General features: G+C 72.2%; 16 protein-coding genes. 5 read left to right on the top strand and 11 right to left on the bottom strand.

The window, feature by feature from the left end; genetic code table 11:
- Positions 1-20: 20 nt before the first annotated feature.
- Together DEJ12_RS12395 and DEJ12_RS12390 are read right to left on the bottom strand one after the other, a co-directional pair.
- Positions 21-851: a carbohydrate ABC transporter permease gene (locus tag DEJ12_RS12395; RefSeq protein WP_111030222.1), complete on the bottom strand. Its 831-nt coding sequence runs from the start codon at positions 849-851 to the stop codon at positions 21-23.
- On the bottom strand, positions 851-1,696 hold the full coding sequence (locus DEJ12_RS12390; RefSeq protein WP_258370572.1) for a carbohydrate ABC transporter permease: 846 nt from the start codon (positions 1,694-1,696) through the stop codon (positions 851-853). Before DEJ12_RS12390 ends, DEJ12_RS12395 begins: the two co-directional genes overlap by 1 nt.
- A gap of 391 nt (positions 1,697-2,087) precedes the next feature.
- On the opposite strand from DEJ12_RS12390, the gene DEJ12_RS12385 reads away from it, so the two are divergent.
- The gene (locus tag DEJ12_RS12385) at positions 2,088-2,951 is read left to right on the top strand and encodes an inositol monophosphatase (RefSeq protein ID WP_111030220.1); all 864 of its coding nucleotides are present in this window, start codon (positions 2,088-2,090) and stop codon (positions 2,949-2,951) included.
- An 83-nt stretch (positions 2,952-3,034) separates the two neighbouring features.
- Here the strand turns inward: DEJ12_RS12385 and DEJ12_RS12380 are convergent, their stop codons facing one another.
- From DEJ12_RS12380 to DEJ12_RS12370, 3 genes are all read right to left on the bottom strand, one after another.
- Entirely contained in the window at positions 3,035-4,054 is a 1,020-nt protein-coding gene (locus DEJ12_RS12380) for a LacI family DNA-binding transcriptional regulator (protein ID WP_181433110.1), read from the bottom strand.
- A gap of 2 nt (positions 4,055-4,056) precedes the next feature.
- Complete coding sequence (locus DEJ12_RS12375; protein WP_111030219.1) at positions 4,057-4,707, bottom strand: 2'-5' RNA ligase family protein; 651 nt, start codon at positions 4,705-4,707, stop codon at positions 4,057-4,059.
- A 158-nt stretch (positions 4,708-4,865) separates the two neighbouring features.
- A complete protein-coding gene (locus tag DEJ12_RS12370; RefSeq protein ID WP_111030218.1) occupies positions 4,866-5,330 on the bottom strand; it encodes a DUF2231 domain-containing protein in 465 nt (154 codons plus the stop codon).
- Between the two features lie 124 nt (positions 5,331-5,454).
- On the opposite strand from DEJ12_RS12370, the gene DEJ12_RS12365 reads away from it, so the two are divergent.
- Genes DEJ12_RS12365 through DEJ12_RS12355 form a run of 3 tightly spaced genes read left to right on the top strand, consistent with a single transcriptional unit; the run spans position 5,455 to position 8,220 of the window.
- The gene (locus DEJ12_RS12365; RefSeq protein ID WP_111030217.1) at positions 5,455-6,174 is read left to right on the top strand and encodes a VIT family protein; all 720 of its coding nucleotides are present in this window, start codon (positions 5,455-5,457) and stop codon (positions 6,172-6,174) included.
- A gap of 1 nt (position 6,175) precedes the next feature.
- A complete protein-coding gene (locus DEJ12_RS12360) occupies positions 6,176-6,859 on the top strand; it encodes a response regulator transcription factor (protein WP_111030216.1) in 684 nt (227 codons plus the stop codon).
- Positions 6,860-6,909: 50 nt separating this feature from the next.
- Positions 6,910-8,220 (top strand): HAMP domain-containing sensor histidine kinase, encoded by a 1,311-nt coding sequence (locus DEJ12_RS12355; protein ID WP_146245576.1) that lies wholly within the window; start codon positions 6,910-6,912, stop codon positions 8,218-8,220.
- A gap of 98 nt (positions 8,221-8,318) precedes the next feature.
- Here DEJ12_RS12355 and DEJ12_RS12350 read toward each other — a convergent pair whose 3' ends face one another.
- From DEJ12_RS12350 to DEJ12_RS12335, 4 genes are all read right to left on the bottom strand, one after another.
- Positions 8,319-9,338: a LacI family DNA-binding transcriptional regulator gene (locus tag DEJ12_RS12350; protein WP_111030214.1), complete on the bottom strand. Its 1,020-nt coding sequence runs from the start codon at positions 9,336-9,338 to the stop codon at positions 8,319-8,321.
- 138 nt (positions 9,339-9,476) lie between these two features.
- A complete protein-coding gene (locus tag DEJ12_RS12345) occupies positions 9,477-10,583 on the bottom strand; it encodes a tyrosine-protein phosphatase (RefSeq protein ID WP_111030213.1) in 1,107 nt (368 codons plus the stop codon).
- A gap of 162 nt (positions 10,584-10,745) precedes the next feature.
- The gene (locus DEJ12_RS12340) at positions 10,746-11,552 is read right to left on the bottom strand and encodes a trypsin-like serine protease (protein WP_111030212.1); all 807 of its coding nucleotides are present in this window, start codon (positions 11,550-11,552) and stop codon (positions 10,746-10,748) included.
- Between the two features lie 3 nt (positions 11,553-11,555).
- Entirely contained in the window at positions 11,556-12,053 is a 498-nt protein-coding gene (locus tag DEJ12_RS12335; protein WP_111030211.1) for a hypothetical protein, read from the bottom strand.
- 188 nt (positions 12,054-12,241) lie between these two features.
- Between DEJ12_RS12335 and DEJ12_RS12330 the strand changes: the two genes are divergently transcribed.
- The gene (locus DEJ12_RS12330; RefSeq protein ID WP_111030210.1) at positions 12,242-12,895 is read left to right on the top strand and encodes a helix-turn-helix domain-containing protein; all 654 of its coding nucleotides are present in this window, start codon (positions 12,242-12,244) and stop codon (positions 12,893-12,895) included.
- Positions 12,896-12,940: 45 nt separating this feature from the next.
- On the opposite strand, the gene DEJ12_RS12325 is transcribed toward DEJ12_RS12330, so the two are convergent.
- Entirely contained in the window at positions 12,941-13,468 is a 528-nt protein-coding gene (locus DEJ12_RS12325) for a hypothetical protein (protein WP_111030209.1), read from the bottom strand.
- A gap of 129 nt (positions 13,469-13,597) precedes the next feature.
- Positions 13,598-14,110: a hypothetical protein gene (locus tag DEJ12_RS12320; protein WP_111030208.1), complete on the bottom strand. Its 513-nt coding sequence runs from the start codon at positions 14,108-14,110 to the stop codon at positions 13,598-13,600.
- Between the last annotated feature and the right edge of the window lie 20 nt (positions 14,111-14,130).

Raw genomic sequence — 14,130 nt, 5'->3', positions numbered from 1 at the left:
GGAGGGGATCGAGCGTGTCGTCACTTGAGCGCCCCGGCGGTGAGGCCGCCGGCGAGGAACCGCTGGGCGACGAGGACGAGGACCAGGACGGGGAGGGTCACCATGGCAGCGCCGGCGAGGACCACGCCGATGTCGGCGGCCTCGGCGTCGGACAGCTGGGCGATGCCGACCTGCACGGTGCGGTGCTCCGGCGAGTTGGTGACGAGGAGCGGCCAGAAGAACCCGTTCCAGGCGGCCGTCGCGCTCACCAGGGTGACCGAGACGAGCGTCGGGCGGGTGAGCGGCAGGAGCATGGACCGGATGAACCGGAAGTGTCCGGCGCCGTCGAGCACCGCGGCTTCGCGCAGCTCGTCCGGGAAGCTCAGGAACGCCTGGCGGAACAGGAAGATCGTCAGCGCCGAGGCCACGAACGGCAGGAAGACGACCAGGAGCGTGTCGATGAGGTGCCACGACGAGACGGTCAGGTAGTTCGCGATCAGGGTCGTCTCGCCGGGGATCATCATGCTGGCGAGCAGGACGAGGAACAGGGCACGGGTGCCCCGGAGCCGACAGAACACCAGGGCGTAGGCGGTGATGATGCCGATGCCGACCTGCAGTACCGTCTGGGCGAGGGTGACGACGACGCTGTTCAGGAACTGCTGCCCGAGCGGGACGACCTGCGTGGCGCGGACGATGTTGTTGAGCGTCAGGTGGATCGGCACGAGACCGGCGAGGCCCTGGTCCAGGTACCGGGTCGGGGTGAGCGCGCCCTCGAACACGTAGTAGAGCGGGAAGCAGACGACGACGACCGCGATGACGAGCCAGGCGTAGACGAAGACGCTCCGAAGCCGGCGCGCGGTGACGGGGCGCATCAGTAGTTCACCCGCTTCTCGAGCACGCCGAACTGCACGAGCGACAGCCCGAGGACCAGCAGGAACAGCACGACCCCGAGCGCGGCGGCGAGGCCGAAGTTCGCGCTGCCGGACCCGAAGGCCTGCTGGTAGATCGCGTAGACGAGGGTCTTCGAGGAGTCGGCCGGACCGCCGCCGGTGAGGATCTGGATCTGCCCGAAGGTCGTGAGTGCCTCGACGGTTCCGGTCACGACGACGAAGAAGATCGTCGGCGTGACGAGCGGCAACGAGATCGACCAGAGCGTCCGCACGGGCCCGGCACCGTCCAGGTGCGCCGCCTCGATGACGTCCTGGTCGATGGCACCGAACGCTCCGAGCAGGAGCAGCACGGTGAACCCGAGCGACCCCCAGATCGTCACGACGATGACGCTCGCCAAGGCCCACTGCGTGCTCGTCAGGAACGGGACGGGCGCGCCGCCGAACTGGGTGATCACCGTGTTCAGCAGCCCGTTGCCGGGTGCGAGCATCGCCGCGAACGCGACGGACCCCGCTGACACGGACACGACCATGGGTGCCGTCAGGAGTGCGCGGAAGACCGGCAGGCCGCGGAGCTTCACGGTCAGGGGGATCACGACGAGCAGACCGAACACGATGCGGCCGACGACCACGCCGACGCAGAAGACCGCGGTGGTCAGCATCGTCCGTCCGAACGCGGGGTCGGTGAACGTGCGGACGTAGTTCTGCAGCCCCACCGAGCCCGCCGGCTGGCCGAAGATGTCGGTGCCCTGGGTGCTGAGGACCAGGACGCGGCCGAGCGGGTAGAAGACGAAGACCGCGAACGCGAGCAGCGCCGGTGCGAGGAGCACCAGACCGAGCCGTCGGTCCGAGCGCAACGAGGACCGCGTCGTCCGGGTCGCCCGGGGTGGACGCGGCGACTGCGGCGACCGCGGCGACCGCGGCGACCCTGCGGTGCGCGGGGGACCGGCGACCAGGCCGGACCTGACGGGGACCGTCATGGGGCGGACTCCTCCGAGTAGGGAACGTTCCCTAACCGGGAACGACTCCACTGTGCGGCGGGGGTCGAAGACCGGTCAAGGCACGTCGACCACCCGCCGTCACCCGTTCACGCCGCGTTCAACCCCTCCGCCGATCGGGTGCCCACGTTCACCGCTGCACGCCCCGCGTTCACCTCGGGTTCGGCCCGTCGACCGGCGTGGTTCGCCGTCCAGGGGCCTCGACGTCGTAGAACCGGGGACCATGCGAACCGTTCCTGCTCCCCAGACACTCCGGGCGATCGCCGAGGAGGCCGCGCGCACCGTCGCGCCCGACCTGCTCGCCGTCTTCCGCGCCCCGATGACGATCAGCACGAAGCGCGATGCGCACGACGTGGTGACCCTGCACGACCGCGCGGCGGAGGAGGCGATCACGGCGGTGCTCACCGCCGCCGTGCCGGGCTCCGTGGTGCTCGGCGAAGAAGGCGGCACCACCGGCGACACCGGTACCGCCGGCGACACCGGCAGCACCGCGGGCCCCGTGGTGCGGTGGATCGTGGACCCGATCGACGGCACCGCGAACTTCGCTCGCGGACTCGCGTACTGGTGCATCTCGATCGCGGCCGAGGTCGACGGCGAGGTCGTCGCCGGTGTGGTGTTCGACCCGGTCGCCGACCACGTGTTCGCGGCGGACGACGACGGTGCCTGGCTCGACGGTGCGCCGATGCACTCGTCGTCCGGGCCCGACGACGCAGCGACGGTCCTGACGAGCTTCCCCGTGCAGCAGGACCTCGACCTGCTCGGCGAAGCAGCGGCGTTTGACCTGCTCCGGGACCTGACGCTCCGGTACCGCCACCACCACAGCCTCGGCAGCGGCGCCCTCAACCTGGTGCACGTCGCCGCCGGGTGGTCGGACGTGACGATGGGCTTCGCCACGCACCCGTGGGACGTCGCCGCCGGAGCGCTGGTGCTCGAGCGCGCCGGCGGGTGGTTCCGGGGCTTCCGTCGGGGCGAAGCCGTCGACCGCGCCCACCTGGCCGACGACTACGTCGCCGCCGGCGCCGGGGGATCGCACGCCGAGCTGGTGCGCCGGGTGCAGGAGCTGTCGGCCACGACCGCCGCCGACTGAGCCGCCGACCGGGCCGCCAGCCGGCCCGCCGACTGAGCCGCAGACCGGGCCGCCGACCGATTCGACGTGGGCGTCGCGAGCGGTCAGCCGAGCGGGTGCCCGGCGACCGCCCTGGCGGTGGACCCACGCGGCAGCAGGTGCGTCGAGAGCACCTCGTGCCGGTCGCCGCGGCGACCCCGGAGCCGCTCGACCACGAGCTCGACCGCCCGCGCGCCCATCCGGACGCGCGGCTGGTCGACACTCGTCAGGTCGAGCCGTTCGCCGAGACCGGTGCCGTCGAACCCGGTCACCGCCGCCATCCGGGGGAGCGCGAGCCCCGCGCCGTCGGCGATCGCCACGAGCCGAGCCGCGGTCGCGTCGTTGGTCGCGACGAACGCCGTCACCCCGTCTCCGAGGTGCCGGGCGATCCGCGCCGGGTCGGCCGCCAGGGCCTCGACGTCGTCGACGCGGTGGTCGCCCGGTGCGCCGAGCTGCGCGGTGACCGCGGCGTGCGCGACGGCACGACGAGTGGTCGAGGGGTGGTCGGACTCCGCCACGAAGCACGTGCGTCGGTGCCCGAGTGCGGCGAGGTGGAGCACCAGCGCGCGCATGCCCGCCTCCTCGTCTGCGCGCACGGTGTCGAGTCCGAGGCCGGCGAGCGCCGACCCGCTCGACCCGAGGACCGCGACCGGCAGGTCGCGCGCGACCGCAGCGAGCCGTGCCGGGGCGAGCCGACTGCTCAGGACCGCGACCCCGAGGACACCGTCGGCCGATCCGTGGGAGGCGTGCAGGGCCTCCAGGCCGTCGGCCAGCCGGGCAGGGTCACGGAACCCGTCCACGACCCGGAGCGCGAACCCCAGGGTCTGCGCGGTCGCGCGTGCGCTCCGGAGCGCTTCGTCGTGGAACGGGTTCGCGGCTTCGGTGACGACCACCCCGAGTACGAGCGGCGCGCCCTGCGCGCGTCGCCTGGCGAGCGAACCGACCGGGAGGCCCAGCTCGTCCGCCGTCCGCACCGCGAGTTCCCGACGTGGCCGGGACACACCGTCGTCGCCCCGCAGGGCGAGTGACACGAGCGATCGCGAGATGGCGCACCGCTCGGCGACGTCGCGGAGGGTCGCGGCCACGGTCAGGCGAGCTTCCAGGTGTGGACGTGCTCCCACGTCATCGTCTGCCACCAGCGACCCGACCAGTCCGGGCTCGCGGTCCGGTAGAGCACGACGGTGTCGCCGCGGAACCCGGTCGGGACGTCGACGTCGAGCTCGCGGATGAACGCGCCGACCTCGTCGTGCAGGTCCGGTCGGCCGTACAGGTCGTGCGAGGCGAGCGAGAGGTGCGCGCGGTACTGCTCCGGGTCGTAGTCGTTCGCCAACGGGACCTGCATCGGCTGCCGGAACGGTGCGACCACGGCCTCGATGTCGGCGGCGAGCCGGACGAGGTCGTCGTTGTGCGAGCCGTCCGGTCGGGTCGCGACGTCGTAGACGAACCCGATGCCCTGTTCACGGACGCCGGCGTTGTGGACGTCGAACGCCGGTCGGCCGTCGAGCAGTGCCGTGACGGCCGCGACGACCTGGTCCTCGTTGCTACCGAACGGCTGGCTGCCGACGAGCGTCGCGTGCGGTGGGAAGGCGCCGGCCGACAGCAGGCCGTACTGCGCCCGGAGCTGGTCGGTGACGACCGTGACGGCCCGGCAGGTGCGGGCGTCCGGGCGCAGGTAGATGCCGTGGCGGTACGGGTCGCTCGGGTCGCGCGGCAGCTTGGCGGTGACGTTCTGGGGCATGGGTCCGTCCGTGGTCGGTCGATGGGGAACGTTCCCGATGGTCGGGAACGTTCCCCATGATCGACCGGACGGGTCCGGATCTCACCCGTCGGTCCGTGACAGGACGGTGAACGATGGGTGTCGGCGGCGCCGAGCAGGTGCCGTCGCTGTCCATGCGGTCAGCCCTTCCAGACGGACGCGGCGCCCGCGTGTCCGATGACGATGACCTCGATCATCGACACGACGCCGGCGGCGAGCAGCAGCACGGGACCCACGACCGCGACCGCGCGCAGCGCCCCGCCGCTCGTCACCCGGTCGGTCGCGAACCTGTGCCAGGCCCACCACAGCAGCAGGAGCGCGAAGACCGCGATCGACCACGGCAGCAGGCCGTCGGCGAGTTCGGTGTGCCGTTCGAGCAGTGCGCTCTCGCGCTCTCGGTGCTCGAGCCACTCACCCGAGGACGTCGCCAGGGGGACCGAGACGAGGGCGATGAGGCCGATGATCGGTGCGCCGACCGCGAGCCACCGTCGTGCCGCGGGCCACACCGCGACCACGATCGCGGTCAACGCCGCGACCGGGACGGCGACCGAGGTCAGGTGGACGAAGAGGGGGTGGAGCGGTATCCCGCCGAACTGCCAGTCCATGACGGCCTTTCACGTCGAGCGCCCGACGGTGCAGGCGCGGTTCGACCAGACAACAGGATCTGGCGGCTCGGATCGTTCGAAACCTCACACGAACAGGGCGTCCCGGACATGGTTCGCTGAGACCATGAGCACCGCGGAGCCGCACGCCGGAGAAGCGCACACCGGCGACCTCGCGGCACGTCTGAACTGGCTGCGCGCCGGAGTCCTCGGCGCGAACGACGGGATCGTGTCGACGGCCTCCATCGTCGTCGGCGTCGCCGGTGCCTCGTCGTCCGTGCCGGCGATCGCGACGGCCGGCATCGCGGCCCTCGTCGGCGGCGCGGTGTCGATGGCGCTCGGCGAGTACGTGTCGGTGAGTAGCCAGAAGGACAGCCAGCAGTCCCTCATCGAGCAGGAACGCCGCGAACTGGCCGACGACCCGGCCGCCGAGCTCGAGGAGCTCACGCAGCTCTGGCAGGCCCGCGGTCTCCGACGAGCAACGGCCGAACAGGTGGCTTCGGAACTGACCGAGCGCGACGCCCTCGCCGCACACCTCACCACCGAACTCGGGATCGACGAGGACGAGGTGGTCAGCCCGTGGCACGCCGCGTTCGCATCCGCCGCAGCGTTCTCGATCGGCGCGCTCCTTCCGCTCCTGGCGATCCTCCTCTTCCCGGAGGCGATCCGGGTGCCCGCGACGTTCGTCGTCGTCCTCCTCGCGCTGGCCCTGACCGGAGCCACGGGAGCCCGCATCGGCGGAGGCTCGCTGCGCCGCGCCACCGCCCGGGTGGTCGTCGGTGGAGCCCTGGCCCTCGCGGCGACCTTCGTCATCGGGTCCCTGCTCGGCACGAGCGGGGTCGTCTGAGATGGCGAACATCCTGGTGGTGGAGGACGACCCGGAGATGGGTGCCCTCGTCGAGCGCGGCCTGACCGGTGAAGGACACGTGGTCACGGTCGTGACCGACGGCATCGCCGCACTCGTCCAGGCCCGGGCCCAGTCGTTCGAGGCGGCGGCGATCGACGTCATGCTGCCCGGGATGACGGGCTTCGAGGTCTGTCGGCGGCTCCGTGAGCTCGGCCAGGACTTCCCGGTGATCCTGGTGACCGCACGGGACGCCGTCGACGACCGGGTGTTCGGGCTGGACTCCGGGGCGGATGACTACCTCACGAAGCCGTTCGCGATCACCGAGCTCAACGCGCGGATCCGGGCGCAGCTGCGGCGTCGCGCCGCGGGTGGGGTGACCATCGTGGAGGCCGGGTCGGTGCGGCTCGACACCCTGGCCGTGCGTGCGTCAGTGCGCGGGCGGGACCTGCCGCTGAGCGTCAAGGAGTTCTCGTTGCTGCGGTTCCTGATCCAGGGCGCCCCTGACACGCGCACCAGAACCGAGGTGCTCGAGGAGGTCTGGGGGAGCCCCGAGCACTTCGATCCGACCATCGTCGACCAGTACGTCAGCTACCTCCGCAAGAAACTGCAGGCCTCGGGCGCTGACGTCGTGATCCGGACGGTGCGCGGCGTGGGGTACGCCCTCGAGGTCGTGTCGGCGAGGTGAGGTTCCTGCGACGTCTGTCGATCCGTGCCCGGATCACCCTCGGGAGTCTGATGGTCGGTGCAGTCGTGCTCTCCGGGGTCGCGGTCGTCCTGCACGTGCAGATCGAACGCGCGACGCTCGCGACCGACCGGTCCCTCGCCTCCGGTGACGCCGCGCCCTTCGTCTCCGATCTCCGGCGCAACCCGGACGAGGCGCCGGACCGTCCGGCAGAGGACGTCCTGGTCGGGATCCGGTCGTCGTCCGGCGGATGGGTCGTGGACTCCCTGCCGCGCGACGTCCGTGCGGCGCTGCCCTCGACGGTGCCGGACGACGGCGACACGCTGAGACTCCACACCGCACTCCGGGTCGTGACGGTCGTCGGTGTGCCGGTGCGGAACGCCGCCGGGTCGTTCGTCGTCTGGGCCGCGCACGACGGTCGGGCCGGAGAGGAGACGGTGGCGCGGATGGACCGGTCACTGGTCGTCGGCACGATCGTGGCGCTGCTCGCCTTCGCCGCGACGGCGTGGTTGCTGTCGACGCTCGCCCTGCGCCCGGTGGGGCGGATGCGCCGGATCGCCGAGCACCTCAGTGCCGGGAACGGTGGTGGACACCTGCCCGTCGGGGCGTCCGACGACGAACTCGCGGCACTGGCCCGGACCCTCAACACCTTCATCGACCGGCAGCGCGAGAACACCGAGCGTGAGCGGCGGATGGTCTCCGATGCGAGCCACGAACTCCGCACGCCGCTGGCGGCACTGACCGCGCGGCTCGAACTCGCGCACCGCTCGTCCGGCGATGCCGTGGCCCTCGAACGTGCGCTGCGCGCAGCCGAGAGCGATGCCGCCCGGTTGGTCGCGCTGGCGAACGCCCTGCTCGAACTCAGTCGACTGGGTGAAGGCGGCGCCGTTCCGTCGACGCCCGTCGCTGCGCTCGTCACGGAACTCATGGGATCGATCGACCGTGCTCGCGCCGTCTCGTCCGTTGGCCTGCGCGACATCGACTTCGCCGTCCGCCTGACTGCGCCGGACGAGCACTACGGGATCGAGCCCGCGGCGTTCGCCCGGGTGGTCGACAACCTCGTGACGAACGCGATCGCGGCCGGGGAGGACGGCGGCGTGATCCGGGTCACACTCGAGCAGTCCGCCGACGGGCGGCTGGAGCTGCGCGTCGTCGATGACGGCCCGGGCGTCCGGGACGACTTCCTCCCACAGGCCTTCGACCGCTTCACGCGTGCGGACAGCGCACGGCGTGCCGTCCTCGGCGGGAGCGGACTCGGGCTCTCGCTCGTACGAGGCATCGCCGAACGTGCCCACGGGACGGCGGACCTTCGCAACGTCCCCTCCGGGGGTGCCGTCGCCAGCGTCACGCTCCCCGCGTGCTGACCGGGATCGCCGACCACATCGTCACTCGGACTCTGGAACGACCGAACGTCGCGGCTGAGGAGCGGGCCGGGCAGGGCCGGGGGCGTTCCGCCCGGCGCTCAGACCCGGGCCGCGGTCCGGCCTGGTACCAGGGTGCCGTCGACCGCGTTGTGGGTGACGCCCGTCGAACGGCCGTCGATCTGGTCGACCACGTCGTCGACGGACAGACGACCGATCAGGCCGAGCGGCTGTCGCCACGAGGTGATGCCGAGCAGCTCGGTGGCGAGTGGGGCGACCCCGTCGTAGCCCGTGACCGACAGGTCGTCCGGTGCACGGAGGCCGCGGCGGCGCATCGACTCGAGCACACCGACGGCCCAGCGGTCGCTCGGTGCCATGATCGCCGTGACACCGCCGGCCCGCAGGACCTGCTCGAGGAACGAGTCGAGGTCCTCGGGGTCTGCTCCGTGGTCCTCGGAGCGGATACGGAGCACGTCGGCGCCGCGCGCACGGAGCCGACGCACCATCGCGTCGGTGCGTGCCGACTGCGTCAGTGACCCGGACGGTGTGACCGTCAGCACGGCGACGCGACGGTGTCCGAGGTCGGCGACGTGGTCGGCGAGCCCGCGTCCGCCGCCGCGTTCGTCGCAGTACGCACTGCTCACCGCGTCGTTCGTCTCGGGGCGCCCGGAGACCACCGTCGGGATGCGTCGGGCGAACGGCAGCACGTCGGCGATCGGCAGGGCGCCGCTGCAGACGATGAGCCCCTCGACGCGCAGGGAGACCAGGGTCTCGAGCGCCCGGCGTTCCTCGCTGACCGGGAACGACCCCGCACCCGTGGCGGTGACGACGCGGTACCCGCGCGCCGCGGCCTGCAGCTGGAACGCGGTCAGCAGGTGCCCGTAGAACGGGGTGGAGGCATCGCGGACGAACACCCCGAGCGTGTGCGTGCGGTGTGCCGACATGCCACGGGCGTTCGCGTTCGCGACGTAGCCCAGGTCGAGCGCGGCGCGCTTGACCCGCTCGGTCGTCGATGGAGCCACGCCGTAGGCGCCGGCGAGGGCGCGGGAGACGACCGACTTCGACACACCGGCCAGGGCGGCGACGTCGTGGATGGTCGGGACGGCGGGGTGTCCGGTCACCGCGGGCGCCGTTGTCTGGAGGACTGCACGAGTGTCACGGTAGCCGGGGGGACGCCCGGACCGGGCGACGGTGGTGGTGAACAGTTGGTCACGCCGACCGCCCGGCGCGGGCCGCGGGCGGTCGGCGTGGGTGCCGGGCTAGCGCTTCGTGGCCGGGCGGCGGACCGTCAGGCGGTACTCCTTCGTCGTGGTGCCGTCCTGGGCGGTGACCGTGATGCGTGCCGTCCGGCCGGACACGTGCACTGCTGCGACCGCGTTCGGGTTCGTCGTGTGCACGTGGACGTCGTTGACGCGCAGCGTCCGGACCGGGGCGGTCACCGTCGCGCCGTGCGACGAGGCAGCGGCGGGCAGGTGGACGCGCACGCCCGCGACCGCGATCGAGGAGACGGTGTCGTCGTTCGACACGAGGAAACGCTCGCGCAGGGCGGCGGCCTCGTGCTTGGTCACGCCGATCGTGTCGGTCAGGTACGAGCCCATGCCGCCGTACTCGGTCGCGATGTCCTGCTCGAAGGTGCCCTGCAGCAGCTGCGGTGTCGCCCAGGTCACCCCGAGCTGCGTGTTCGAGAGCAGGTAGTCGTGCAGGATGTCCGCGCTGTCGACGCCGAGCACCCGGTCGAGCAGGTCCACGACGGTGCCGGTGCGGTCCATGCCGTGCGAGCAGTGGATCAGGACCGTGCCGCTGGTGTGCGTGGCGAGGATCCGGAGCACCCGGCGGTACGCGGTGATCATCGACCCGGGTGTCGCCTGGTCGACCCGGCCCTTGTCGACCAGGTCGTGGTACATCGCGGTGTCGTCGCTGTAGTCGCCGTCCGCGCCGAACATGGAGATGTCGACGTGGCGCGCACCCGGGATCGCGACGTCCGGCTTCGCGGCGATCTGGGACGGGGTGCGCAGGTCGACGACGAGGTCGACGTGGTACTCGTCGGCCAGGGTCGTGGCCCCGGCGGCGGTGACCTTGTCGAGTGACTCGGAGCGGATCAGGCGCGGGGCGTTCACGGTCTGCCCCGACCGTCCGTGGACCGCGGCGAGTTCACGGCCGTTGACCAGCCCGGGGACGTCGGTGATCGGGTGGTCGGCGGCGGTGAGCGCCGGCTGCAGGGCGTCGTCGGCGTGGGCTGCCGTGACGGAGAACGCGGCGGAGGCGACGACGGCCAAGCCGGCGAGGGCGGTCGCTGCGACGCGGGTGGTGCGCGGCGAACGGGTGCGTGGGGAGTGGGTGAGTGGGGAGCGGCGGAGCGGGGACACGGGGCAACCTCGATCTGATCAGGACCCGGGGGTCGGGGGGAGCCGGACGTGGTGGCGTCCGGCTCCCCGCAGGATCGCGGCGCGGGTCGTCGGCGGTGTGGCGGCGAGGTGGCCGGGGCGTGTCCGGGTCATGAGGCAGCGCTCAGTCGCCCACCCAGCGGCTCAGGACGCCGGGGCCAGCCGGTACCGGAACAGCTCGGTGAGGACCTGCCGGGCGGGCGTGTAGAGCAGCACCGTCGAACCCGTAGTGCTCGTCGTGCTGCTCGAGATGATCCCGTACAACCGGTTCGTGGCGCTCATCACCGGTCCGCCGGCGTCGCCCGGCTCGATGCCAGCGCCGGCGCTGGCGGCGGCGAGGTGCTGCACGCCGGGATGGCTCCCTGCCGGCACGCGTGTGGCCGTCCAGGAGCAGTGCAGCCCGCTCGCCGCCCCGCTGGTGCAGAAGGGATCGGCATCTGGCTTGCCGATGCCGGTGACGGCGGCGCGTACCAGGCCCCCGTCCACCCGGTTGAACACACGACCCGATGCCCGGGGTGTCCAGGTCGCGACCGATCGGTCGCACGACCCGGTCGCCGTCCGCGCCCGGGTGCACGCCAGGGGCGGGACGACGGCGAGTTCGAGGTCCGAGTCCGCGGACTGCCAGACCACGTTGCCGACGGTCGCGCCGGCGAGCTGCACGGGTGCCTGCAGCGGCGCGCAGTGCTTCGCGAGCACCACCCAACGGGTCGCTCGCTGGTACTGCTTGCGCTGGCTCCGGAAGCCCTTGGCGGACAGCACGGCACCGACCGTGCAGGACCCGCCGGGGACACCGACCTCGGTGCCGGCGATGATCGGCGCTGCGACCCGGTCGGGGTTGTTCGTGGTGGCCGAGGCCGACGGAGCCCCGGTGAGGGTGGCCCCGACGACGGCGGCAAGTGACACCGCGACGGCCAGGGAGCGGACGAGCGCCGGTTGCGCGTGGCGGGTCACGGGTCAGCCGAGCGTGCGGGTGCCGTTGACGCGTCCGATCACCGACAGGGTGTCCGGGTCGCTGAGACGGGCGTGCCAGTGCAGTGTCGTGGTGCCGCGCGGCAGGTCCGGGAACGCTGCGGTGAAGCGGTAGTGGCCGCTGGCGCTGACGACGTCGTCGCCCGAGGTGACCTCGGCGATGTGCTTGTTGAACAGGCCCCGCGGCTTGCCCGGTGCGTCGTAGTAGACGATGACCAGGGTCCCGGGCTTCCCGGTCCCGGCGAAGGTGATGCCGGTGAAGCTCTTCCGGTCGGGCCCGCCGTGGGTCTTCGCGGTGAACGCCACGGCCGCAGCCCGGGTCGAGGTGGGTGTGGCGTGCGCCGTGTGGGAGATCGTGGCGGCTCCGGCCTGCGCGGGGACCAGGACGCCGGCGGCGAGCGCACCGCCGAGGGTGACGCACGTCGCGAGCACGGTCAGTCGGCGGACCGACGGGGAGCGGTGGGTGGACGGGGTCGAACGCATGGGGACTCCTCGCTTCGTGGGGGGACGGGCCAGGGTGGCCCGGTGTGCGTGAACGCTAACAACGCGCCAGACGATCGTCTAGCGAAATCCTGAAGCTGAGGGGATCAGAGGCATTGCGCCCGGTGGGACCGCTGCCGACTCCTGGTCAGACGTTCGTATGATGAACCAAGACCCGACCGAGGAGTGCGATGAACCAGCGGCAGCAGGCGAAGACCCGGACCCGCGAGCAGATCATCGAGGCTGCGGCGGCGGTGTTCGCGAGCCACGGCTACGCGGGGACCTCGTTCGCACGGGTCGCCGCCGCGATGGACCGCCCGAAGTCGGCGATCGGCTACCACGTGTTCTCGTCCAAGCACGAACTCGCCTTCGCGGTCATCGAGCGGCAGCAGGCGCGCTGGGCGGCGATCGACTCGCTGATCCGGCAGCCTGAGGGGCTCGAACACCTGCTCGTCATGCTCACGTCCGCCTGTTCCGACGCCATACGGTGTCCGGTGGCTGCCGGGGCGATCCGCCTGAGTCACGAACTCCGCGGTGCGGGGGAGGTGATTCCACGGGTCTTCACGTGGGACGACTACGTCCGTCGGCACCTGTCGGCTTCGAGCGGTGGCACCGGACCGGCCACCGACCCCGAGTGGGCACGTGCGGCGGACCTCGTGCTGACGTCGACCTTCGGGGTGATGTGGGCCCGGACGAGCGCCCGGCTGACGCGGGACACCGAGGGGCAGCTCCGGGACCTGTGGGCGGCGCTGTTCACCGGGCTCGGTCTGCCGGGTGTGCACGCGTTGCTCGAGCAGGTGGAGCCCGTGCGCGTGGGCGGGCACCCGGCCGAGCCCGAGGACTGACCCCGGCGGGCGTGGCATCCCTGCCGTCCCGCCGGGGTGCCCGGCCTACTTCTTCTGCTCGGAGCCGTCCGGGTTCACGACGTACCAGACGCCCTTGTCGCCCTGACCCGTCACGTCACCGGCCTTCTTGTCCCCGATGAAGGTGTAGATCGGTCGGCCGTCGATCGTGATCTGCCGTCCGCCGTCCACGCCCGTGATGGTGCCGACCTTGCCGGTGATGCCGGACACCTTCGGTGTCGTGGTCGTCGCCTCGATCGCGGGCCACGCGGTCGCGCAGCCACCGGTGCAGGTGCTCTTCCCGGAGTCCTTGACGTCGGCGTCGAAGTAGTAGGCGGTCATGCCCTTGCCGTCGACGACGACCTTGCCGAGTGTCGTCGCGGCGACGGTCACGTCGACCGACGGTGACGAGTCGGTCGTCGCGGGAGCGTCGCCCTGCGCGGCTGGGGACGGAGAGGGTGATGGCGCTGCGGATCCGGCCGTGGAGCAGCCGGCGAGGCCGAAGGTCAGGAGCAGTGCGGCCCCGAGTGCGATGGACGCGGGTCGGGATGACGGGGTGCGGTGGGGTGTCGACACGGGGGCTCCTCGAGGTCAGGTCTCGCCGCTGACTGCTGGCCAGACGTTCGTCTAGCGAACGTAACCGCAGGACGGGACGGGAGCCAGCATCCTGCGCGCCCTCTCATCGTGCCGGCCGTGGATCGGTGGTCAGTGCTCGGTGTGCTCGACGAGGTGAACGCCCTCGACGCGGCCGAGGACGTCCAGTGACGTGGGGTCGATCAGGCGGGCGCTCCAGGACGCCCGGTCGGCTCCACGGGGCAGCTCGGGCAGCGCCGCCGTGAAGGCGAACCGGCCGGTCGAGCCGACGGCGCTGCTGCCCGGCTCGATCTCCGCGACGCGCTCGTTCCCGGAGTCGTCCCCGGGGCTGCCGTAGTGGACGACGACGACGGCACCGGGGGTGCCCAGTCCGGCGAACCGCACCCTGACGACTCCGCTGGTGCCGACCGTCCGTGGTGGGCGGATCGCGAACCGGTGTGCGCCACTCGTCACGGTCGGTGCCCCGAGTGCGGCGCCGAGTGCGCCGGATGCGCCGAGGCCGATCGTCTCGGGGCCCGGCGTGGTCGGTGACGGCGCGGGCAGGGCGATGGCGACGGCGAGCGCAGCGATCCCCACGGCGAGGATGATCGGAGACGCCCGGACCCGATCGGTGCTCCGCGGCATGGTCGGCCCTTCGTGGACGG

The organism is Curtobacterium sp. MCLR17_059, from assembly GCF_003234665.1.
Taxonomy (GTDB): domain Bacteria; phylum Actinomycetota; class Actinomycetes; order Actinomycetales; family Microbacteriaceae; genus Curtobacterium; species Curtobacterium flaccumfaciens.
This window is presented reverse-complemented; position numbering and strand designations above follow the sequence as displayed.

Excerpts from the sequence above, each read along its gene's own strand:
- DEJ12_RS12320 (WP_111030208.1), bottom strand. The coding sequence starts at position 14,110 with ATGCCGCGGAGCACCGATCGGGTCCGGGCGTCTCCGATCATCCTCGCC.
- DEJ12_RS12355 (WP_146245576.1), top strand. The coding sequence starts at position 6,910 with ATGGTCGGTGCAGTCGTGCTCTCCGGGGTCGCGGTCGTCCTGCACGTG.
- DEJ12_RS12330 (WP_111030210.1), top strand. The coding sequence starts at position 12,242 with ATGAACCAGCGGCAGCAGGCGAAGACCCGGACCCGCGAGCAGATCATC.
- DEJ12_RS12360 (WP_111030216.1), top strand. The coding sequence starts at position 6,176 with ATGGCGAACATCCTGGTGGTGGAGGACGACCCGGAGATGGGTGCCCTC.
- DEJ12_RS12385 (WP_111030220.1), top strand. The coding sequence starts at position 2,088 with ATGCGAACCGTTCCTGCTCCCCAGACACTCCGGGCGATCGCCGAGGAG.
- DEJ12_RS12370 (WP_111030218.1), bottom strand. The coding sequence starts at position 5,330 with ATGGACTGGCAGTTCGGCGGGATACCGCTCCACCCCCTCTTCGTCCAC.
- DEJ12_RS12395 (WP_111030222.1), bottom strand. The coding sequence starts at position 851 with ATGCGCCCCGTCACCGCGCGCCGGCTTCGGAGCGTCTTCGTCTACGCC.
- DEJ12_RS12375 (WP_111030219.1), bottom strand. The coding sequence starts at position 4,707 with ATGCCCCAGAACGTCACCGCCAAGCTGCCGCGCGACCCGAGCGACCCG.
- DEJ12_RS12365 (WP_111030217.1), top strand. The coding sequence starts at position 5,455 with ATGAGCACCGCGGAGCCGCACGCCGGAGAAGCGCACACCGGCGACCTC.
- DEJ12_RS12335 (WP_111030211.1), bottom strand. The coding sequence starts at position 12,053 with ATGCGTTCGACCCCGTCCACCCACCGCTCCCCGTCGGTCCGCCGACTG.